21 protein-coding genes and 1 pseudogene are annotated in these 19,397 nt (G+C 66.5%); 10 read left to right on the top strand and 12 right to left on the bottom strand.

Features of this window, described 5'->3' with window-relative positions:
- Positions 1–54: 54 nt before the first annotated feature.
- On the bottom strand, positions 55–948 hold the full coding sequence (locus AC3A6M_RS22265; protein WP_487854898.1) for a LysR family transcriptional regulator: 894 nt from the start codon (positions 946–948) through the stop codon (positions 55–57).
- Between the two features lie 64 nt (positions 949–1,012).
- Here AC3A6M_RS22265 and AC3A6M_RS22260 point away from each other — a divergent pair, with 64 nt between their 5' ends.
- Together AC3A6M_RS22260 and AC3A6M_RS22255 are read left to right on the top strand one after the other, a co-directional pair.
- Positions 1,013–2,215: a YbfB/YjiJ family MFS transporter gene (locus AC3A6M_RS22260; RefSeq protein ID WP_487854897.1), complete on the top strand. Its 1,203-nt coding sequence runs from the start codon at positions 1,013–1,015 to the stop codon at positions 2,213–2,215.
- Positions 2,212–3,273: an NAD(P)H-dependent flavin oxidoreductase gene (locus AC3A6M_RS22255; RefSeq protein ID WP_487854896.1), complete on the top strand. Its 1,062-nt coding sequence runs from the start codon at positions 2,212–2,214 to the stop codon at positions 3,271–3,273. Before AC3A6M_RS22260 ends, AC3A6M_RS22255 begins: the two co-directional genes overlap by 4 nt.
- 177 nt (positions 3,274–3,450) lie before the next feature.
- Here AC3A6M_RS22255 and tal read toward each other — a convergent pair whose 3' ends face one another.
- The 3 genes and pseudogenes from tal to AC3A6M_RS22240 all read right to left on the bottom strand — a co-directional run bounded on the left by tal (position 3,451) and on the right by AC3A6M_RS22240 (position 5,222).
- Positions 3,451–4,380, bottom strand: coding sequence for a transaldolase (gene tal, locus AC3A6M_RS22250; protein ID WP_487854900.1), 930 nt, complete (start codon positions 4,378–4,380; stop codon positions 3,451–3,453).
- A gap of 57 nt (positions 4,381–4,437) precedes the next feature.
- Positions 4,438–4,704, bottom strand: a pseudogene (locus AC3A6M_RS22245) (VOC family protein); the annotation flags it as partial.
- Between the two features lie 20 nt (positions 4,705–4,724).
- Positions 4,725–5,222 carry a GAF domain-containing protein gene (locus tag AC3A6M_RS22240; protein ID WP_487854895.1) on the bottom strand — a complete coding sequence of 166 codons (498 nt, stop codon included), beginning with the start codon at positions 5,220–5,222 and terminating at the stop codon, positions 4,725–4,727.
- Between the two features lie 120 nt (positions 5,223–5,342).
- On the opposite strand from AC3A6M_RS22240, the gene AC3A6M_RS22235 reads away from it, so the two are divergent.
- Positions 5,343–5,798, top strand: a complete 456-nt coding sequence (locus tag AC3A6M_RS22235) for an energy transducer TonB (protein ID WP_487854894.1) — start codon at positions 5,343–5,345, stop codon at positions 5,796–5,798.
- A gap of 86 nt (positions 5,799–5,884) precedes the next feature.
- Positions 5,885–6,460: a porin family protein gene (locus AC3A6M_RS22230; protein WP_487854893.1), complete on the top strand. Its 576-nt coding sequence runs from the start codon at positions 5,885–5,887 to the stop codon at positions 6,458–6,460.
- A 6-nt stretch (positions 6,461–6,466) separates the two neighbouring features.
- Here the strand turns inward: AC3A6M_RS22230 and AC3A6M_RS22225 are convergent, their stop codons facing one another.
- From AC3A6M_RS22225 to pgi, 6 genes are all read right to left on the bottom strand, one after another.
- Positions 6,467–7,168: a YjjG family noncanonical pyrimidine nucleotidase gene (locus AC3A6M_RS22225; protein ID WP_487854892.1), complete on the bottom strand. Its 702-nt coding sequence runs from the start codon at positions 7,166–7,168 to the stop codon at positions 6,467–6,469.
- Positions 7,169–7,215: 47 nt separating this feature from the next.
- Positions 7,216–7,839 (bottom strand): glutathione S-transferase family protein, encoded by a 624-nt coding sequence (locus AC3A6M_RS22220; RefSeq protein ID WP_487854891.1) that lies wholly within the window; start codon positions 7,837–7,839, stop codon positions 7,216–7,218.
- Positions 7,840–7,849: 10 nt separating this feature from the next.
- Positions 7,850–8,704, bottom strand: coding sequence for an SIS domain-containing protein (locus AC3A6M_RS22215; RefSeq protein WP_487854890.1), 855 nt, complete (start codon positions 8,702–8,704; stop codon positions 7,850–7,852).
- A 19-nt stretch (positions 8,705–8,723) separates the two neighbouring features.
- Positions 8,724–10,193, bottom strand: coding sequence for a glucose-6-phosphate dehydrogenase (gene zwf / locus AC3A6M_RS22210; protein ID WP_487854889.1), 1,470 nt, complete (start codon positions 10,191–10,193; stop codon positions 8,724–8,726).
- Positions 10,194–10,362: 169 nt separating this feature from the next.
- Positions 10,363–11,259, bottom strand: coding sequence for an SMP-30/gluconolactonase/LRE family protein (locus AC3A6M_RS22205; RefSeq protein WP_487854888.1), 897 nt, complete (start codon positions 11,257–11,259; stop codon positions 10,363–10,365).
- Between the two features lie 19 nt (positions 11,260–11,278).
- On the bottom strand, positions 11,279–12,919 hold the full coding sequence (gene pgi / locus AC3A6M_RS22200; RefSeq protein ID WP_487854887.1) for a glucose-6-phosphate isomerase: 1,641 nt from the start codon (positions 12,917–12,919) through the stop codon (positions 11,279–11,281).
- 272 nt (positions 12,920–13,191) lie between these two features.
- Here pgi and edd point away from each other — a divergent pair, with 272 nt between their 5' ends.
- The 4 genes from edd (at position 13,192) to AC3A6M_RS22180 (ending at position 16,835) form a co-directional block, all read left to right on the top strand.
- The gene (edd, locus tag AC3A6M_RS22195; RefSeq protein WP_487854886.1) at positions 13,192–15,108 is read left to right on the top strand and encodes a phosphogluconate dehydratase; all 1,917 of its coding nucleotides are present in this window, start codon (positions 13,192–13,194) and stop codon (positions 15,106–15,108) included.
- A 30-nt stretch (positions 15,109–15,138) separates the two neighbouring features.
- Positions 15,139–15,765 (top strand): bifunctional 4-hydroxy-2-oxoglutarate aldolase/2-dehydro-3-deoxy-phosphogluconate aldolase, encoded by a 627-nt coding sequence (eda, locus tag AC3A6M_RS22190; protein WP_487854899.1) that lies wholly within the window; start codon positions 15,139–15,141, stop codon positions 15,763–15,765.
- Positions 15,766–15,783: 18 nt separating this feature from the next.
- Positions 15,784–16,362 (top strand): Rhs element Vgr protein, encoded by a 579-nt coding sequence (locus tag AC3A6M_RS22185; RefSeq protein ID WP_487854885.1) that lies wholly within the window; start codon positions 15,784–15,786, stop codon positions 16,360–16,362.
- Positions 16,363–16,448: 86 nt separating this feature from the next.
- Complete coding sequence (locus AC3A6M_RS22180; RefSeq protein WP_487854884.1) at positions 16,449–16,835, top strand: hypothetical protein; 387 nt, start codon at positions 16,449–16,451, stop codon at positions 16,833–16,835.
- Positions 16,836–16,867: 32 nt separating this feature from the next.
- Here the strand turns inward: AC3A6M_RS22180 and AC3A6M_RS22175 are convergent, their stop codons facing one another.
- Together AC3A6M_RS22175 and AC3A6M_RS22170 are read right to left on the bottom strand one after the other, a co-directional pair.
- Positions 16,868–17,116 carry a hypothetical protein gene (locus AC3A6M_RS22175; RefSeq protein WP_487854883.1) on the bottom strand — a complete coding sequence of 83 codons (249 nt, stop codon included), beginning with the start codon at positions 17,114–17,116 and terminating at the stop codon, positions 16,868–16,870.
- 175 nt (positions 17,117–17,291) lie between these two features.
- Positions 17,292–17,771 carry a VOC family protein gene (locus tag AC3A6M_RS22170; RefSeq protein ID WP_487854882.1) on the bottom strand — a complete coding sequence of 160 codons (480 nt, stop codon included), beginning with the start codon at positions 17,769–17,771 and terminating at the stop codon, positions 17,292–17,294.
- A gap of 160 nt (positions 17,772–17,931) precedes the next feature.
- Between AC3A6M_RS22170 and AC3A6M_RS22165 the strand changes: the two genes are divergently transcribed.
- On the top strand, positions 17,932–18,639 hold the full coding sequence (locus AC3A6M_RS22165; RefSeq protein ID WP_487854881.1) for an autoinducer binding domain-containing protein: 708 nt from the start codon (positions 17,932–17,934) through the stop codon (positions 18,637–18,639).
- 73 nt (positions 18,640–18,712) lie between these two features.
- Positions 18,713–19,390 (top strand): ribose-5-phosphate isomerase RpiA, encoded by a 678-nt coding sequence (gene rpiA / locus AC3A6M_RS22160; RefSeq protein ID WP_487854880.1) that lies wholly within the window; start codon positions 18,713–18,715, stop codon positions 19,388–19,390.
- The last annotated feature ends 7 nt before the right edge of the window (positions 19,391–19,397 follow it).

Raw genomic sequence — 19,397 nt, 5'->3', positions numbered from 1 at the left:
TTACCCGCAACCTCATCAGCTACTTACTTCTCTTCAGTAGCTGCTCTTCCTTAATTATCCCGGACAGCAGTGCGCCTCCGCGGGGACGACGGGGGCAAGCATCCCGATCAAGCCCTCCAACGCCAGCGAAGCCTCGCCCCGCCAGACGAGGTGCGTGCAATTCGCCGCGATCCGCTCCGGCAGCCTGTGCTCCCTGATCTTGTCGGCCGCCTGCAGCGCGCCCAGCACGCTCTTCGGCACCACGGCAAAGCCGGTGCCGGCCGCGACGCAGGCGATCATCCCCTGGTAGGAGCCGAACTCCAGCACGCGTTCCGTCATCACGTTTTCGCTGCCCAGCCAGTCGTCCAGGCGCCGGCGGTAGGAGCAGCCCTGGGCGAAGGCGATCATCGTGAGCTGGCCGAGGTCTTTCGCGCTGCGGATCGGTCCGGTGGTGCGCGGCGTGATCAGGACCAGCTCCTCGCGGAACACCGGCAGCGATTCCAGTTCGGGCGCCGTGAAGGGCTCGGACACGAAGGCCGCCTCGATCTCGCTGTTGCGCACGCGGTGGAGCAGGGCGCTGGTGGTGCCGGTGACGAGTTCCACCACCACGCCCGGATGCGCGGCGTGGTAGCGCGAGAGGATGGGGGCCAGTCGGCTGCCGGCCGTGCTTTCCAGCGATCCGAGCCGGAACACGCCCTGCGGTTTACCGGTGCGCAATTCGTCGACCGCCTCTTCGGCCAGGCGCAGCAGGCGCGTGGCATAGTTCAGCAGCGTCTTGCCTTCGGCGGTCAGGCTGAGCGTGCGGCCATCGCGGCGGAACAGGCGCACGCCGAGGTATTCTTCCAGCTGGCGGACACGGGTGGTCACGTTGGACGGCACCCGGTGCAGCTTTTCCGCGGCCCGGTTCACGCCGCCCTCGCTGACGACGGTGCGGAAGATGAGCAGGGCTTCGAGGTCGATCGTTCTCATGGCGAGAATGATAGTCCATTTTTATTCATTGGTCAGCGCGGCCCGGCTGCGTTCTAATAGAGGCATGGATAGCACAATTCTTTCAGCCGGCGCCAGGCCCGGCCGTATCGCGGTGGCGGTGTGCGTGGCCGCCGTGGCCGCGCTGGCGGTCGCCATGGGCATCGGGCGCTTCGCCTTCACGCCGCTGTTTCCGCTGATGGTGCGGGACGGGCTGCTCGACAGCCACGCCGGCGCCATGCTCGCCTCCGCCAACTACCTCGGCTACCTGGCCGGTGCGCTGGCCTCCAGCCGCATGCGCGTCAAGCCGGCGCCCCTGCTGGCCTTCGGCCTGCTCGGCACGGTGCTCATCACCGCCGCGGTCGGCTGGACCGCGTCGCTGTCCTGGTGGTCCGTGCTGCGCTTCCTGGCGGGCGTGATGAGCGCCTGGGTGCTGGTCGCAACCAGCGCCTGGGGCCTCGGCTGGCTGGCCGCGATCGGCCGTCCGGACCTGGCCGGCGTGCAGTTTTCCGGGGTCGGGATCGGCATCGCCGCGGCCGGCCTGTTCTGCCTGCTGCTGGGGACCGCGCTGCCGTCGCCGCAGATGTGGATCGGCCTGGCGGCGCTGGGCGCGCTGGCGATCGTTCCGCCGCTGGTGCTGAGCCGCAGCATGCCTGCGCCGGCATTCGCCGCGGGCGCGCCTGCCGCCGCGCCGCCGGCCACCCCTGCCGCGCCGCGGGCCACCTTCGGCCTGGTCGTCTGCTACACCCTGTTCGGCTTCGGCTACATCCTGCCCGCCACCTACCTGCCGGCACTGGCGCGCCAGCTGGTCGACGACCCCAGCGTGTTCGGCCTGGCCTGGCCGGTGTTCGGCGCCGCCGCGGCGCTGTCCACCGTGATCGTCTCGTGGCGCCTGGCCGGAGCCAATCGCCTGGCGGTATGGGCGGCTGCGCACGTGGTCATGGCCATCGGCGTCCTGCTGCCGGCGGTCTGGACCTCGCTGGCGAGCGTGACCCTGGCGGCGCTGCTGGTGGGCGGCACCTTCATGGTCATCACCATGACCGGCATGCAGGAAGCGCGAGCGCGCGCCGAAGGGCAGGCCACGCGCGTGCTGGGACGCATGACGGCCGGCTTCGCGCTCGGCCAGCTCGCGGGGCCGCTGGCCAGCGCCGGCATCGCCCGTTTCACGGCCAATGAGGCCACCGCCCTGCACCTGGCCCTGGGGCTGTCGGCGCTGGGCCTGCTGGCGAGCGCCTTCTATCTGTATCGTTACCGAAAGGAGACTCCATGAATCCATCCGGGCAGTTCCTTGCACGGCTTGCCGTCCGCTATCCGATCATCCAGGCGCCGATGGCCGGCGTGTCGACGCCGCGCCTGGCCGCGGCGGTGTCCGAGGCGGGCGCCCTCGGCTCGCTGGGGCTGGGCGCCAGCAACGCGGCGCAGGCCCGCCAGATGCTCGAAGAGATGCGCGCCCTGACCGGGCGGCCCTACAACGCGAACGTGTTCTGCCATGTGCCGGCCCGGCGCGACCCCGCCCGCGAAGCGGCCTGGCTCGGCCACCTCGCGCCGCTGTTCGCCGAGGCGGACATTCCGGTGCCGTCATCGCTCGACGAGATCTACAAGTCCTTCAACGAGGACGAAGAGATGTTCCGCATGCTGCTCGAGCTGCGTCCGGCGGTCGTCAGCTTCCATTTCGGCCTGCCGTCCAGCGAGCGCCTGGCCGCCTTCCACCAGGCCGGCGTGTTCACGATGGCGACCGCGACCAGCCTGCGCGAAGCGCTGGCGATCGAACGGGCCGGCGTCAACGCGATCGTCGCGCAAGGCATCGAGGCCGGCGGCCATCGCGGCATGTTCGATCCGGAAGACAGCGACGAGCGCCTGAGCACCTCGGTGCTGGTGCGCCTGCTGGTCAGGAAGACCGGCCTGCCGATCGTGGCCGCCGGCGGCATCATGGACGGCGCGGGCATCCGGGCGGCGCTGGACCTCGGCGCGGCGGCGGCGCAGCTGGGCACCGCCTTCATCCTGTGCCCGGAATCGTCGGCCAGCAACGCCTACCGCGATAACATGAAGAGCGAGCGGGCGGCGTCCACGCGCCTGACCGCGACGCTGTCCGGACGCCCGGCGCGCGGCCTCGTCAACCGGCTGATCGCGCATGGCGAAGCGGCAGGAGCGCCGCGTCCGGCGCCCTATCCGGTGGCGTATGACGCGGCCAAGCAGCTGCACGCCGCGGCGGCGAAGGCGGGCAACCATGAATTCGCGGCGCACTGGGCGGGGCAGGGCGCGCCGCTGGCGCGCGAGATGCCGGCGGCGGAACTGGTGCGGACGCTGGTTGGGGAGATGGAGAAATGAAAACGGCGGCACCAAGGCCGCCGTGTATATCGTCGTTCCTGCCTCTACTTGTCGTCCCCGCCAAGTTCTGCGTGCGTTACGTTAGCGCATACAAACTTGGGTCCCCGCCTGCGCGGGGACGACGTTGAAACTAAAAAACGACGGTAGCTCTATTTGTGAGTGCGCGTCACAAATCGATCAGCGCAGCTCTTCGATCATCTTCTTCAGCTTGACCGAATCCGCGCAGAACGCACGGATGCCTTCGGCCAGCTTCTCGGTCGCCATCGCGTCTTCATTCAGCATGAAGCGGAAGGTCTTTTCGTCGATCGCGATCTTTTCGATGTCGGCGTTGGCGTCCGCCACCAGCTTGCGCTCGACGGCGCCATCGGCGTCGGCCAGCTTCTGCAGCAGGTCCGGCGAGATGGTCAGCAGGTCGCAGCCGGCCAGTTCCAGGATCTGCGAGGTGTTGCGGAAGCTCGCGCCCATCACTTCGGTCTTGTAGCCGAACTTGCGGTAGTACTGGTAGATGCGCTTGACCGACTGCACGCCCGGATCGTCCGCGCCCTGGTAGTCGGTGCCGGTCGATTTCTTGTACCAGTCGTAGATGCGGCCGACGAACGGCGAGATCAGCTGCACGCCCGCTTCGGCGCAGGCCACGGCCTGGCACAGCGAGAACAGCAGGGTGAGGTTGCAGCGGATGCCGTCCTTTTCCAGGATCTCGGCGGCGCGAATGCCTTCCCAGGTCGAAGCGATCTTGATCAGCACGCGCTCGCGCTTGATGCCGGCGGCTTCGTACAGGGCGATCAGTTCGCGGCCCTTGGCGACGGTCGCTTCGGTGTCGAACGACAGCGCGGCGTCGATCTCGGTCGAGACGCGGCCCGGCACGAACTTCAGGATCTCGACGCCGAAGGCGATCAGGAGGCGGTCGACGATCTCTTCGACCGAGGCGCCGTTGGCCTCAAGGACGGCCTTTTCCAGCAGCGGACGGTATTCCGGCTTCTGGACGGCCTTCAGGATCAGCGACGGGTTGGTGGTCGCGTCCTGCGGTGCGTAGGCCTTGATCGACTGGAAGTCGCCGGTGTCGGCCACGACGGTGGTGTACTGCTTGAGCTGTTCGAGTTGGTTCATGATGCGTATGGGTGTATGAAGTCGAATTCCGTGATTGTACCGGCTGTCGGCGTTTTCATCGAAAAAACGCATCCCGGCGTACGGCGTCTCGCGACACCTGGCCAGGCGGCTGGACAGGCTGCCGACGTGGGCTTCGAGCCGGTGCCCGTCCGGATCCAGGAAATAGAAGGAGTCGCCTTCGCTGCGGTTGCGGCGCCATTCCACGGCGCCGGACGCGAGCAGGCGCGTACGGAAGGCCGCGAAATCGTCCTGGGCGATACCGAAGGCGAAGCTGCGTTCGAGGTCGCCGACGGCCAGGGTAAGGTGGTTCAGTCCGGTCAGCATGGCCGCGGCGGCACGGGGGCTCAGCAGTCGGTGGCGTCCAGGAAAGCCGCCACCATGGCTTCCAGGCCGGCCTTGTCTTCGTCCGAGAAACGGTTGAGCGAGGGGCTGTCGATGTCGAACACGCCGACCAGCTTGCCGTTCTTAATCACCGGAATCACGATTTCCGAGTTCGAGGCCGAGTCGCAGGCGATGTGGCCCGGGAAGGCGTGCACGTCCGGCACCACGATGGTTTCGCGCTTGACGGCGGTGGTGCCGCAGACCCCGCGGCCGAAGGGGATGCGGGCGCAGGCCGGCTTGCCCTGGAAGGGGCCGACCAGCAGGTCCTGGCCATCGCCGCTCTTGCTCGGCACCGCCAGGTAGAAGCCGGCCCAGTTCAGGTCGGCGAGGGTGTCGTAGACCAGGGCCGAGAACTGCGATGCATTCGCGGTAAGGTCGCGTTCGCCTTCGAGGATGCTGGCAACCTGGCGTACCAGCAGGTCGTAGTCGGGACGGGTGCTGCGTTCGGGATTGATGTGCATGATGGTGCCGAAGAAAAGACTTTATCGAAAGGACCTATTTTACGGTAGCGCGGCGCCCGGCGCAGAAACGCTTCAGTTATCATTGAAGTTTCATGTTTGATATCGATTGGATGAAACCGTATGCCGTATCCTGACCGGATTGCCGTTTGTTGCGCCGCCGCCGGCGCCATGTTGCTGGCCGGCTGTGCCGGGGTCGAGCTCGATCCCTTCGGCCGCCCCTACTCCGGCGACCAGAACTATCCGGCCGGCACACAGGTCTGCGAGGCGCCGAACGTCGACGTGCAACCCTATTTTGTACGTGGCAATCACCCGGCCATGCCGATCGAAAACGCCTACGTGGCACGGAATGCGGAGGCGACGGTCGAGTTTCGTATCGAACCCAGCGGCGCCGTCAAGGTGCTGAAGGTCGACAGCGTGGACAAGGCCTACGCCAGCCATTCGGCCATCGCCGTGCGGGACTGGAAGTTCAAGCCGGCCATGCGCGACGGCGCCGCGGTCGCCGTCGAGTGCACCTTCACCTTCGGCGGCTACTTCCGTGGCTTCAAGGGCGAGCCCCCGGGGCAAGTCAACCAGTAAGCCGCTTCGACCGACTTCTTTGCCGAACCTGGCCGCGGATGGGGCGTCTAACCAGCCGAACATCCTCATCCACGAAAGGAGTCGTCATGAAAAAAATTGCTCTTGCGCTGGTGGTGGGCATGGCTGCGTTCGGCACCGCCCAGGCCCAGGACATGCAGGCCCCACGCGCTTACCTTGGCATTGGCGCGGCTTTTGCCGACCACCAGTACCGGCTCGGCGGCGTCAGCAACATCGACCACGACGGCTACAAGGCCTCGGTGAAAGTGTTCGGCGGCGCCGACCTCGATCCGGTGTGGGGCGTCGAAGCCGGCTATACCGACTTCCGCAGTTCCGACTTCAGCTACACGGTGGCCAGCGGGCCGGGACGCGGCAGCAGCAAAGGCTATGGGCTCTATCTTGCCGGTAAGGGCCGCTGGCCGATCCAGCCGCAGGCCGAAGTGTTCGGCAAGCTGGGCATCGCCTACAGCCACCGCAAGCTCGACACCAACCCCTTCATCGGCATCGACGACGACAACGATACCGGCATCTACGCCGGCGTCGGCCTGCAGTGGAACATCAATCCGCAATGGGCATTGACAGGGGAGTACGAGCGCTACGGCAAGAAGAAGAATTTTGGCGCCAAGCCGGACGTCTGGACGGTGGCGGCGCGCTTCAACTTCTGAGCGCGCTCAGGCGGCGGCCAGCTTCTTCAGTGCTGGCACGATCTCGTGCAGGCAGTCCACCTCGCAGGTGGGCACTGCCTCGGATGCGTTCGCCAGCCGGCCGGGGTTGAACCAGCAGCTGTCGATGCCGAAGCGGTTGGCGCCGAGGATGTCCGCGTCCAGCCGGTCGCCGACGATGACGGTCTCGTGCTTTGCAAACGAGCGCGCCATCTTCGCCGCGTAGTCGAAGAAGCGGCTGTCCGGCTTGGCGTAGCCGCAGGCCTCCGAGGTCGAGACGAAGGAGATATGGTCTTTCAGCCCCGAGCTGGCGATGCGGCGGGTCTGGATGTGTTCGACGCCATTGGTGATGATGCCGACTTCGCCGATCGCGCACAGGGCTTCGCAGACCTGCCTGGCGCCGTCGATCAGGACCACGGTGTCGGACAGCGATTCCAGATAGAGGTGGCTGGCGGCTTCCGGATCGATCTCGAGCCGGTTCTGCGCGAAGGTGCGGCGGAAGCGTTCGACTTTCAGGAAGTCCTTCGAGACGCTGCCGGCCTCGAACTCCTTCCACAGCGCCACGTTGATGGCCTGGTACTGCGGGAACAGGCCGTCGAGGCCGTCGCCCAGGCCGAGCGCCTGCATGGTGCGGACGAAGGAAAGTCGTTCGGACGCCTTGAAGTCGAGCAGGGTGTCGTCCAGGTCGAAAAGAAATAGTGTGTGTTTCAACTAAGCTCAGCCGATGAAAGGAGAACGAAGCTTATTTTACCGCCAGCTCAGGTAGTCAGTGGCGTCATCACCACTTTGCGGAATGCCGGACGTTCGGCAAGACGCTCGAACCATCGCCGAAGGTGGGGCAATGTCTCGCGCTCGATCGGCAGGGCGAACCATCTCCAGGCCGCGCAGCCCGCGGCGATGTCACCCACCGTGAACGCGGCGCCGCCGACGTAGTCCCGTCCCTCGAGGTGGCTGTCGAGGATGCGCATGGTGCCGCGGGCGGCCACGCGCTGCTCCTCGATCCGCGCCGGGTCGCGCTCGTCCGCGGGTGTGCGCATATAGGCGCGAAACAGGGGCAACAGGGACGGCCACAAGGTCGAGTTGGTCCAGTCCATCCAGCGCTCGGCGTCGGCGCGCGCCCGCGGTTCGAGCGGCAACAGGCCGTCATTTGCATAGCGGCCCGCAAGGTAGCGGACGATGGTATTGGATTCCCAGACCACGTAGCCGTCGTCGTCGATGGTGGGGACCAGGCCGTTCGGATTCAGCGCGCGGAACGCGGGCGTGCCGACGACCCCGAAATGGCGTCCGGCGTCGATACGGCGGTAGTCGAGCGCCAGCTCTTCGCAGGTCCAGAGGACTTTCTGGACGTTGATCGAATCGGCGTTGCCCCAGACGGTAATCACGACGCCGGCACTAACCGATGAAGGAATCGAACTGCATGTCGAACTCCTGCAAGGCCTTCTGCGCGTTCTGCATCTTCTTGCGGAACTCCGGTCCGCGCTGCAGCGCCAGGCCGACCGCCAGCACGTCGATCACGACCAGGTAGGCCAGGCGCGCCGAGATCGGCGTGTAGGGGTCGATCGCGAACACGAGGTCGATCGGGATCAGGAGGCTGGCCATGTCCGCCAGCGGGGTGCCGGACGGCGCCAGCACGATCACTTCGGCGCCGCCGCGGCGCGCCAGCTTGGCCGAGCGCACCAGCGAGGGGTTGTTGCCGCGCTGCGAGATCGCCACCACCACGTCGCCCTCGCGCAGCAGGGCCGCGGCGATCGAGTGGATGGCCGGATCGGTGTAGGCGATGGTCGGCACGCCCGAGCGGAAGAATTTGTGCTGGGCGTCGGCGGCGACGAAGCCGGAGGTGCCCTGGCCGTAGAACTCGATCTTGTTGGCGCGCGACAGGATGTCCAGCGCCTTCTGGATCAGTTCGGGCTTCAGGTTGTTGCGCAGGTCGAGCAGGGTGTTGATGGAGCGGCTGCAGATCTTGTTGACCAGGTCGGCGGCCAGGTCGTCCTGGGCCGGCTGTTCGCTGGCGCCGGGCAGGGCCAGCGCCAGGCCCTGGGCCAGCCTGAGCTTGAACTCGTGCCAGCCGTCGTAGCCGAGGGTGCGGCAAAAGCGCACCACGGTCGGCTCCGACACCCCTGCGGCGCGCGCCAGCGCGGTGATGTTCTGGCTGACCGTGGCGCTGGGCGAGGCCAGCACGGCGAGCGCCACCTTGCGCTCGGATTTCGACAGCGAGTCGAGCTGGGTGCGGATCGAATCGAGCAGCAAAGTGGGCTCCTGGATTCCGTCAGTCTTCCGGCAGCGCTTCTTCGCGCCACTGCAGGCCGTCGCGGCCGATCAGGGCGCTGGCCGCCGCCGGGCCCCAGGTGCCCGAGGAATAGGGCACCGGCGAGGTGTCGTCCTGCTCCCAGTAGTCGAGGATGGGCTCGACCCATTCCCAGGCTGCTTCCAGCTCGTCGCCGCGCATGAACAGGGTCAGCTGGCCGCGCAGGACGTCCAGCAGCAGCCGCTCGTAGGCTTCCATGCGCGGCGCCTTGAACTGCTCGCGGAAGTCGAGTTCGAGCTCGGCCTGCTTCAGGCGCATCGAATCGCCCGGGGTCTTGGCCATCAGGTTCAGCGACAGGCCTTCGTCCGGCTGCAGGCGGATCACCAGGCTGTTCGGCTGGAAGCTCGAGGTCGGCTGGTTGAAGATCGAGTGCGGGATCGGCTTGAAGCGCACGACGATCTCGGCCAGGCGGTCGGCCATGCGCTTGCCGGTGCGCAGGTAGAACGGCACGCCGGCCCAGCGCCAGGTGTCGATCTCGGCCTTCATGGCGACGAAGGTCTCGGTCTTCGACTGCCTGGGCGCTTCCGGCTCGTCGCGGTAGCCCGGCACCGGCTGGCCGTCGACGTAGCCGGAGCGGTACTGGCCGCGCACGATGTTCTGCGACAGCGTGGTCGGGGTGAAGCGTTTCAGCGAGCGCAGCACCTGCAGCTTGGCGTCGCGCACGGCGTCCGGCGAGATCGAGGTCGGCGGTTCCATGGCGACGATGCACAGCAGTTGCAGCAGGTGGTTCTGCAGCATGTCGCGCAGCGCGCCCGAGGTGTCGTAGTAGCCGAGGCGGTTGCCGACGCCGATCTTCTCGGCGATGGTGATCTGCACGTCCGAGATCCATTCGCGGCGCCACAGCGGCTCGAACAGGATGTTACCGAAGCGCAGGGCCAGCAGGTTCTGCACGGTCTCCTTGCCCAGGTAGTGGTCGATCCGGTAGATCTGCGATTCGGCGAAGACCTTGCCGACGTCCAGGTTGATCTGCTTGGCCGATTCCAGGTCGCGGCCCAGCGGCTTTTCCAGCACCACGCGCGAGTTGGCGGTGGCCAGGCCGGCGGCGGCCAGGTTGTCGCAGATCCGGGCGAACAGCGAGGGCGGCGTGGCCAGGTAGTAGACGCGGGTCAGCGATTCATCCTTGCGCAGGGCATCGGCCAGGCCGGCGTAGCTCTTCAGGTTGACGGCATCCACGGCAACCCAGGTAATGCGATCCAGAAATTTCTTCCAGGCCGATTCGTCCACGCCTTCCTTGATGTGCGGCTTCGAGTTCGTCTCGATCATGCGCAGGAAGTCTTCCTGCGACATGTCTTCACGGCCCACGCAGATGATGCGCGCGCTCGCGGGCAGGTCGTTGGCGACGTCGCGGGCATACATCGCGGGCAACAGTTTGCGCATCGCAAGGTCGCCGCTGCCGCCGAAGAAAACGAGATCGAAATCGGAAAGAGCCATGGAGTATCTGATCGTAAGAGGGGAGATAAGCTGATTGTAAATTTACTACACGATTATTGATCGCGCAAGAAAATTTACTACGTCAGCGGGCGGTCCGAGGAAATATCGTGCCATATCCGTTCCGGAGCTGGCGCAGAGGTGGGCACGGGGTGCCCACCTTGGCTTGTGCTCAGCCGCGGTATTCCGGCATCTCGAGCCCGGCCACATCGACCCGGAACGCCAGCACCTTCCCGCTGTGCGGATACTGCGCCAGCTCCTCCGCCGGGCGTCCGCCGCAGGCGCTGGTGACGTACAGGGTGCGCAGGTCCGGCCCGCCGAAGCAGACCGCGGTCGGGCACTTCAGCGGCAGGTCGATCTGCTGCAGCAGTTCGCCGGTCGGCGACAGCTTCAGGATGCGGCCGCCTTCGTACATGGCGATCCAGTAATTGCCTTCGCTGTCGATGGCGGCGCCGTCCGGGCGGCCGCCATAGGTGCCGGTGGTCTTGTCGGCCTCGAAGGTGACCAGGTTGCGGCGGTTGGTCTGGGTGCCGGTGGCCAGGTCGTAGTCGTAGACGTCGATGCGGTGGCTGGTGGTGTCGGCGTGGAACATGGTCTTCGCGTCCGGCGACCAGGCCAGGCCGTTCGAATTGGTCATGCCGCCGCTCCAGGCCAGGCGCAGGTCGCCCTGGTCCAGCACGTACATCTCGGCCTTCGGCTGGTCGCGCGGCTCGTACAGGGTGCCGACCCAGAAGCGCCCGGCCGGGTCGACACGGCCGTCGTTGAAGCGCATGATCTTCGGATCGTAGGGCGCCGGCGCGATGGACTCGAGGTCGCCGCTGCTGGTGTTCAGGTAGACGAAGCCGTTGCGGGTGGCGACGACCAGGTTGTTGTCCACGTCCACCGCCAGCGCCGACGGCTCGCTCGCCATCTTCCACGACGAATACTTGCCGCTGGCCGGGTGCAGCCGGTGCACGGTGAAGCCGGGAATGTCGACCCAGTACAGCGCCGATTCGACCGCATGCCAGACCGGGCACTCGCCGGTCTTCATCGCTTCGTCGTGCACGACCAGGAATTGTTCGGTTTTCATGATCAGCAATCCCTCCCGATCAGACCGCGGCCTTGGCGCGCGCGATCAGCCCGTTGGTCGAGCTGTCGTGGCTGGCCGGCTGCGCTTCGCCATTGAGTTCCGCTTCGATCTTCTTGGCCAGCACCTTGCCCAGCTCGACGCCCCACTGGTCGTAGCTGTTGACGTCCCACAGCGCGCCCTGCACGAAGACCTTGTGCTCGTACAGCGCGATCAGGGCGCCCAGCGTGGCCGGGGTCAGGTACTCCATCAGGATCGTGTTGCTGGGGCGGTTGCCCGGGAAGGTCTTGTGCGGTACCAGGCGTTCGATCTCGTCCGCCGGCTGGCCAGCCAGGTCGGCGCGCACCTCATCGGCCGTCTTGCCCTTCATGAAGGCTTCCGACTGCGCGAAGCAGTTGGCCAGCAGGGCCGCGTGGTGGTTGTGGAACTCGTGGGCCGGGCGCAGGGCCGCGATGAAGTCGATCGGCGTGACGTCGGTGCCCTGGTGCAGCAGCTGGAAATAGGCGTGCTGGCCGTTGGTGCCGACGTCGCCCCAGATCACCGGACCGGTCGCATAGTCGGTGATGGTGTCGCCGGCGCGCGTGACGCGCTTGCCGTTGCTTTCCATGTCGAGCTGCTGCAGGTAGGCCGGGAAGCGGTTCAGGTCCTGGTGGTAGGGCGCGATCGACACCGACGGGCAATCCAGGAATTCGCGGTTCCAGAAGCCGACCAGGCCCAGGATCATCGGCAGGTTCTGCTCGATCGGGGCGCTGCGGAAGTGCTCGTCCATCGCATGCGCGCCGGCCAGGAAGTCGCTGAAGTAGCCGAAGCCGACGCACAGCGCGACCGGCAGGCCGATCGCCGACCAGACCGAATAACGGCCGCCGACCCAGTCCCAGAACGGGAACATATTGGCCGGATCGATGCCGAAGGTCTTGATCGCCTCGACGTTGGTCGAGACCGCGACGAAGTGCCTGGCCAGCGCTTCTTCACTCGCGTGCTGCAGGAACCAGGCGCGCGCGGTGTTCGCGTTCATCATGGTCTCGGCCGTGGTGAAGGTCTTCGAGGCGATGATGAACAGGGTGGTTTCCGGATTCACGGTTGATAACGCCGCGTCCATGTCGTGGCCGTCGACGTTCGACACGAAGTGCATGGTCAGGCGCGGATGGGCGAACTGGCGCAGCGCCAGGCAGACCATCTTCGGGCCGAGGTCGGAACCGCCGATGCCGATGTTGACGATGTCGGTGATTTCCTTGCCGGTGTGGCCTTTCCACGAGCCGTTGCGGACGCTGTCGCTGAAGGTCTTGATGTGGTCCAGCACCGCGTGCACGTCGGCGGTGACGTCCTGGCCGTCGAGCTCGAAAGGCTTGTTGCGCGGCGCGCGCAGGGCGGTGTGCAGGACGGCGCGGTTTTCGGTCAGGTTGATCTTCTCGCCGGCAAACATGGCATCGCGCAGGCGCTCCACGCCGCGCTCGCGCGCCAGCTGCGCCAGCAGTTCAAGCGTGCGCCCGTCCAGGCGGTTTTTTGAATAGTCTAGAAACAGCCCGGCGGCTTCGGCGGACAGGCGCTCGAAGCGCTGCGGATCCTGTGCGAACAGCTCGCGCATCTGCCATTCCCTGGCCTGGGAAGCATGGTTGCGGAGCGACTGGTAGCTGGTGGTGCTGGTGAGAAGAGGTTGGCGCATGGGTAGTGGACAGGTCGGACGGTGTGGACGGTATGATGTCATTTTATGCAGATTATCGAATCATACAGGAAGCGTACGTAAAATCACTACAAAAATGGATGCGGAAGCGTGGGCGCGTGGTGTTCACCCTGCGCCGGCCGGTAGGGTGGGCATCAGATGCCCACGATCAACGCTTCGATTCCCGGAGGCTTCGGCTATAAAATGGGGCGCCCACATGCGCCCCATCGCATTTTGTAGTAAAATTTCAGAAATCCAATTCATAAGGAACGATCATGGCGGTGCATCCCGTAGTAGAGAAGGTGACCCAACGCATCATCAAGCGTAGCCGGCCGTCGCGGCAGGCTTACCTGGCGCATCTGGACGCCGCGCGCGTGAAAGGCGTACAGCGCGGCACGCTGGCCTGCACGAACCTGGCGCACGGTTTCGCGGCGTTCCCTGCCAACGACAAGCTCAAGCTGCGCGAGCAGAAGCAGCCCTCGGTGGCGATCGTTTCGTCGTACAACGACATGCTGTCGGCGCACCAGCCGTTCGAGTATTTCCCGAAAGTGATCAAGGACGCGGTGCGCGAAGTCGGCGCCGTGGCGCAGTTCGCCGGCGGCGTGCCGGCCATGTGCGACGGCGTCACGCAAGGCCAGCCGGGCATGGAGCTGTCGCTGTTCTCGCGCGACACCATCGCCATGTCGACCGCGATCGCGATGTCGCACAATATGTTCGATTCCGCCCTCTACCTGGGCATCTGCGACAAGATCGTGCCGGGCCTGCTGATCGGCGCGCTGCACTTCGGCCACATCCCGGGCATCTTCGTGCCGGGCGGACCGATGACCACCGGTATCTCGAACAAGGAAAAGGCCGCCGTGCGCCAGCGCTACGCGAAAGGCCTGGCCACGCGCGAAGAGCTGCTCGAAGGCGAGGCCCAGGCCTACCACAGCGCCGGTACCTGCACCTTCTACGGCACCGCCAACAGCAACCAGATGCTGATGGAGATGATGGGCCTGCACCTGCCAGGCGCCGCCTTCATCACCCCGGGCACGCCGCTGCGCGACGCGCTGACCCGCGAAGCCTCCCGGCGCGCGGTCAGGATCTCGCAGCAGGGCGGCGAGTACATGCCGATCGGCCATATCGTCGACGAGAAGAGCATCGTCAACGCGATCGCCGCGCTGCACGCCACCGGCGGCTCGACCAACCATACGATGCACCTGATCGCGATCGCCCGCGCAGCCGGCATCGTGGTCGACTGGAACGATTTCGACGAGCTGTCGAAAGTGGTGCCGCTGCTGGCCCGCGTCTACCCGAACGGCGACGCCGACGTGAACCACTTCCAGGCCGCCGGCGGCCCGACCTTCGTGATCCGCGAGCTGCTGGACGCCGGCCTCGCGCACGACGACGTCAACACCATCCTCGGCCGCGGCCTGCGCGCCCACTGCAAGGAGCCGTTCCTGGACGGCGACCAGGTGGTGTGGAAGGACCTGCCCGAGCAGAGCGGGGACGAAGCCGTGCTGCGCAAGCACACCAACCCGTTCAGCCCCGACGGCGGCCTGGTCCTGGTGCAGGGCAACCTGGGCCGCGCCGTGATGAAGGTCTCGGCGGTCAAGAAGGAACACCACGTCGTCGAGGCGCCGGCCCTGACCTTCGATTCGCAGGAAGATTTCATGCATGCCTACAAAGCTGGCGGTCTGAACCGCGACTTCGTCGCCGTGATCCGCTTCCAGGGTCCGCGCGCGAACGGCATGCCGGAACTGCATGCGCTGACCCCGGCGCTGTCGAACCTGCAGGACGCCGGCTACCACGTGGCGATGGTCACCGACGGCCGCATGTCGGGCGCGTCCGGCAAGGTGCCGGCGGCGATCCACGTGTCGCCGGAAATCCTGGCCGGCGGTCCGCTGGGCCTGGTGCGCGACGGCGATATCATCCGCGTCGATGCGACCGCGGGCACGCTCGATGCGCTGGTGCCGGCCGACGTGTGGGCATCGCGCAAGATGGCCACGGCCGACCTGAGCAAGAGCCATATCGGCATGGGCCGCGAGCTGTTCGCCATGTTCCGCGAACACGTCAGCGCGGCGGAAGAGGGTGCCGCCCACTTCCCGCTGCCGTCGCCGATCGACACTACCGTGCCCCTGCACGAAGGCACCGACAGCGGTGAGATCATGCCGGGTTCCGACGAAGATTTCCTGTTCCGCAAATCCAAATAACGCCAAGTGAGTACGAAGATGACCACTGAAATGAGCCTGCTCGACATCATGAAATCGGCCGTCGTGATCCCGGTGATCGCGATCGACGATCCGGACCACGCCGTCCCTCTCGCCAAGGCCCTGGTCGCCGGCGGCATCCGCGTGCTCGAAGTGACGCTGCGCACGAAGCACGGCCTGGAGGCGATCCGCGCCATGGCCCAGGTCGAAGGCGCGATCGTCGGCGTCGGCACCCTGACCCAGCCGGAAGAATTCGCGGCCTCGCGCGATGCCGGAGCAAGGTTCGGCGTGTCGCCGGGCCTGACCCCGGCCCTGATCGAGGCGGCGAAGAAAAGCGGCCTGCCGCTGCTGCCGGGCTGCATGACCCCGTCCGAAGTGATGGTGGCGCGCGAAGCCGGTTTCAAGCAGCTGAAGCTGTTCCCGGCGGTGCCGGCGGGCGGCGTCGGCATGCTGAAGGCGATCGCCGGCCCGCTGCCGGACGTGACCTTCTGCCCGACCGGCGGCATCTCGATCGAGACCGCGCCGCAGTTCCTGGCGCTGAAGAACGTGGCTTGCGTGGGCGGATCCTGGCTGACCCCGGCCGACGCCATGAAGGCCGGCGACTGGGACCTGATCACCGACCTGGCCAGGGCCGCGTCCGGCCTGCGCGCGGCCGCCTAAGGCCCATCCCGGGACCGCATGGCGCGCGGGCTCACCGCGGGCGAGATCGCGATGGCGTCGCTGCTGTTCGGCGGCGCCATCGACTACGCGCGCGTGCGGGTCCACGACCGCCGCTACCTGCCTTTTCAGCCTCGCAATTGTGCGATGACGCCGAACGGCAGCATCTACTTCCATTCCTCCTGCTTCCTGCCCGACTACAGCCTGGGCAACCCGACCGTGATCCACTGGTTCATGCACGAGATGGTGCACGTGTGGCAGCACCAGCTCGGCTACCCGGTCCGGCTGCGCGGCGCGATCCGGCTCGGCCTGTCCTACCACTACGAGCTGCGCGAAGGCGCGCTTCTTTCCGACTTCAATATGGAAGCGCAGGGCGACCTGCTGGCCGATTACTTCGCCCTCAAATTCCTGCGCCACCCGCGCATCGTGCGCCAGCGCCGCCATGTGCACGAGCTGGCGCTGTATGAACGGGTGCTGGCGGGATTCCTGGCCGATCCGGCGGACCGCGACAACCTGCCGCGCGGCGGGGCGCGCAAACTGATGCTTCGCCCCTCCGCTTCCTCGCGTCGTTCGCGCGAAGGCGGGAACCCAGGTTTGTAAACCACCCCGCTTGCGCCGCCGCAATCTCGCGCCCAGCCCGCCAACGTAGGCTGTCGTCCGTACGTTCGTTCCCCATCGAGACGGCCATGCGGCTCCCATTGCTTTTCGGCGCCCTGGGCGCGCTGGCGCTCACGCTACCGGCGGCGCACGCCCTGGCGCGCATCGGCGCGGCCGAGGTCCGCGAAGGCCCGTGCGGCGCTCCCTGTTTCACCATCGGCCCGCGCGAAGAGCGTGCAGGGACGCCCGATTTCCATGGAGTGACCGTCTCGGACGGGCAGCACATGCTGTGGACGATGACCATGCCGCCCGAACGTACTTTCCCTCTCGGTGTCTCGATGTGCGTGCCCTACGGCGGACAGGTCGCCTCGCTGCCGCGCAGCAGGGCCGCTGCGCTGGAACCGGGGAAGGTCTATTACCTGCGCATCGAGGCCCGGGCAGGCAAGCGGCTGTCCGGCTGCCTGGCGCCGGAATGACGCGTGCTTCGGTGCCGCCCGCGGTTCTTTCTTCAGTTGCACCCGGTTGGCGTCAACACCACGGCGCGCGTGCTGCCGTCCTGCAGCAGCGCCGTCGCTGCGATCTTGCCGGTGTCGTCGATCGCGTGGGCCGCACTGCCGCGCGGCGCGCCGGGCGCGTCGTGCAGGGTCAGCGTATAGCGTTGGCTCTCCTGGTGGCAGGACAGCAGCAAGGCTTTCAGCTGGGGCGGGGCAGCCACGAGGCGGGCAGTGTCCCCGCCGCCGGCCGTGAATGCCAGCACGCCTATGACGATTGCCAGGCCCAGGCTCGAGGTCCTGGGACGGTGTTCGGTGCGCATGCCTGTTCTCTCCGTGGGTGAGAGCGTGCCACGAGGGCACGCGCAGGCATGCTAGCGCGCTGGGTCAGCGTTTCAGGACGATATTGAACGTCGCTTGAGAACGATCAAGCACCCGGCATCAACCGCGCCGCGCCGCCTCGATCGCCGCAACGTCGATCTTCCCCATTTTCATCATCGCCTCGAAGGCACGCTTGGCCACCGCCGGATCGGGATCGGTGATCGCTTCGGACAGCACGCGCGGCGTGATCTGCCACGACAGGCCCCATTTATCCTGGCACCAGCCGCACACGTTCTCCTGCCCGCCGTTGCCGACGATCGCATTCCACAGGCGGTCGGTTTCTTCCTGGTCGTCGGTCGCGATCTGGAAGGAAAAGGCCTGGCTGTGCTGGACGCCCGGGCCGCCATTCAGGCCGAGGCAGGGAATGCCGGCCACGGTGAATTCGACCGTCAAAACGTCGCCCTGCTTGCCGGCGGGGTAATCGCCCGGGGCGTGGTGGACGGCCGTGACTGCGCTGTCCGGAAAGGTCGCGGCGTAGAACGTCGCGGCATCCAGGGCGTCGCCGTCGAACCACAGGCAAATCGTGTTCTTGCTGGTCATATTCGTCTCCACTGGTTGAAAAAAATGCCGGCGGGATAGCCAGGCGCTTGTGTTATTGTTGTCAACAATTAATGGCACGCCAGTCTAGCAGCCTTGCGCCCGGCAAGGCACTGTAAGTTCTTGCAGGTTCGTGGAGGGTAGGGGATTGCAGCAGTTCGAGGTGGACGGACATCAAGCGTGGTTGCACGGCTTTGCGGAAGCGAAGACCGAAGCCGCGCTGCTGGAACTATTGGCGAAAGCGGCGAATGAACTTGGCTTCGATTATTGCGCGCTGGGCATGCGCCTGCCATTGCCGTTCTCGAACCCGCGCGTCGTCATGCTGAACAACTACCCGCTGGCCTGGCAGCAGCGATACCAGTCCGAGCAGTACCTGAAGACCGATCCCACCGTCGCCCATGGCATGACCTCGACCCGGCCGCTGCTGTGGTCGAGCGAGCTGTTCGCGTCCAGCCGCCCGCTGTGGGAAGATGCGCGCGCCCACGGACTGCAGGCCGGCTGGGCCCAGCCGACGCACGACCTGAAGGGTGTCGCCAGCCTGCTGACCTTCGCCCGTTCGGGCGCGCCGATCGGACGCAGCGAATTGCAGGCGAACGCGCAGAAAATGCACTGGCTGGCCCAGGCCGCGCATGCGGCGCTCTCCAGCATCCTGGCGGCCAGGCCGGACGGCGTGGCGTCGATCAGGCTGACCGAGCGCGAGGTCGAAGTGCTGCGCTGGGCCGCGGACGGCAAGACGGCGTCGGAATCGGCGGAGATCCTGGCGATCTCGGAGCGCACGGTGATCTTCCACATCGATAACGCGCTGCGCAAGCTGGGCGCGGCGAACAAAACCGCGGGCGTCCTGAAGGCCGCCATGCTGCGCCTGATCTGATGTCGGCCCGCGAAATGCCGGGGCCGGCGCGCATCCGTTAAAATGGCGGCATTTTTCACCTTCCACCCATATCATGACCCAGGACGAACTCAAGCAGGCCGTGGCCCGCGCCGCCATCGATTACGTGGTCGACGGCGAGATCATCGGCGTCGGCACCGGCTCGACCGCCAACTATTTCATCGACGAACTCGGCAAGATCAAGCACCGCATCAAGGGCGCGGTCGCGTCGTCGGAAGCCACCGCCGCGCGCCTTCGCGGCCACGGCATCGACGTGCGTGACCTGAACGAGGTCGAGTCGATCTCCGTCTACGTCGACGGCGCCGACGAGATCGACGCGTCGGGCGCCATGATCAAGGGCGGCGGCGCGGCCCTGACGCGCGAGAAGATCGTCGCGTCGGTCTCGAAAAGCTTCGTCTGCATCGCCGACGGCTCCAAGCTGGTCCAGACCCTGGGCAAGTTCCCGCTGCCGGTCGAAGTGGTGCCGATGGCGCGCGCGGCCGTGATGCGCAAGCTGGCCAGCCTGGGCGGGCAGCCGCGCCTGCGCACCAAGCCGGGCAGCGATGACGCCTTCGTTACCGACAACGGCGGCCACATCATCGACGTGGCCGGCCTGTCGATCACCGACCCGGTGGCGCTGGAAACCGAGATCAACCAGATCGTCGGCGTGATCGCCGTCGGCCTGTTCGCCCAGCGCGGCGCCAACGTCTGCCTGCTGGGCATGGCGGAAGGCGTCAAGACCCTGCACTTCTGAACCGGGG

Source organism: Telluria sp. Soil_C_11, assembly GCF_057657395.1.
Note: the sequence above shows the minus strand (reverse complement) of the source record. Positions and strands in the feature narration are given on the sequence as shown.